This is a genomic window from Mesorhizobium sp. M1E.F.Ca.ET.063.01.1.1, from assembly GCF_003998155.1.
In the GTDB taxonomy this organism is placed as follows: domain Bacteria; phylum Pseudomonadota; class Alphaproteobacteria; order Rhizobiales; family Rhizobiaceae; genus Mesorhizobium.
Genome location: NZ_RZSC01001255.1, coordinates 1 through 1,022 on the forward strand (window position 1 = coordinate 1; position 1,022 = coordinate 1,022).

At 64.9% G+C, this 1,022-nt stretch carries 1 protein-coding gene; it reads right to left on the bottom strand.

The window, feature by feature from the left end; all coding sequences use genetic code 11:
- Positions 1-1,022: alkaline phosphatase PhoX (locus EOA29_RS37715; RefSeq protein ID WP_127222475.1), on the bottom strand; the 1,022-nt coding region annotated here is incomplete at both ends.

Below are 1,022 nucleotides of genomic sequence, written 5' to 3' on the forward strand. Positions count from 1 at the left end.
ACGGCTTGGCGGAGACGAAGCGGTACATGTATTCAAAGTAGTCGTCGTCGCCCATGTAGACGACAATGCGGCCGTCCTTGTTGCGCACGACGGTCGAGGCCTCATGCGACATGCGGCCGAGCGCGGTGCGCTTGACCGGCGTCGACCGCGGATCGTAGGGGTCGATCTCGACAACCCAGTCGAAGCGGTTGGGCTCGTTCGGCTCCTTGTCGATGTCGAAGCGGTCGTGGAAGCGGCCGCGGCCGTAGATGTCGGAGCCGTCGAAGCCGTAGCGGTCGAGGATATCGGCGGTCGGCGCCCTCTTCGGGTCACCGCCGAAGAGATCGGAAACGCCCTCACAGGTCAGCACCGTGCCCCAGGGCGTGACGCCGCCGCTGCAATTGTAGCTGGTGCCGAGCACCTTGGCGCCTGTCGGGTCGGCCGAGGTCCGCATCAGCGCATGACCGGCGACTGGGCCGGAGACAGCCGTCTCGGTGTTGGCGGTGATGCGGCGATTGAGCGGGCTGTCCTCGACGATCGCCCACTTGCCGTCCTTCAGCATCACCTCGACGATCGAATGGCCCATGGCCGCGAGGCCGAGATCGACCTGTTCCTTCGTCATCGTTTTGCCGGCGTCGTCCTCGGTCATGCCGGGGAACATGACGTTGGGCGAGATGTACTCGTTGTTGACGCAGAGCAGGCCGTGGTCGGAATTCACCGAACCCTTGGGCAGCGGCATGAAGGCGATGTAGTCGCAATTGTAGCCGAAGCGCTTTTCCTGCTCCTCGGCCTCGACCTTGTTGCCGTCGAATTCGGGTAAGCCAGCGGCGAGCGGATCGCCCCAGCGCGCGACGATGGTCGTCTCATAGCCTTCGGCGGCGGCGTGGTTCTTGTCGTAGACCCGCTTCAGCTCCGGAAAACCAAGGGTGGAAAGGGCGGCAGCGGCGTGTGTTTCGCCGGCAAACAAGGAGCCGACGAAGCTGCCGCCGGCAATCAGCGCGCCGGAGGCAAGGCCGCCTCTGAGGATCTCGCGGCGCGAGACT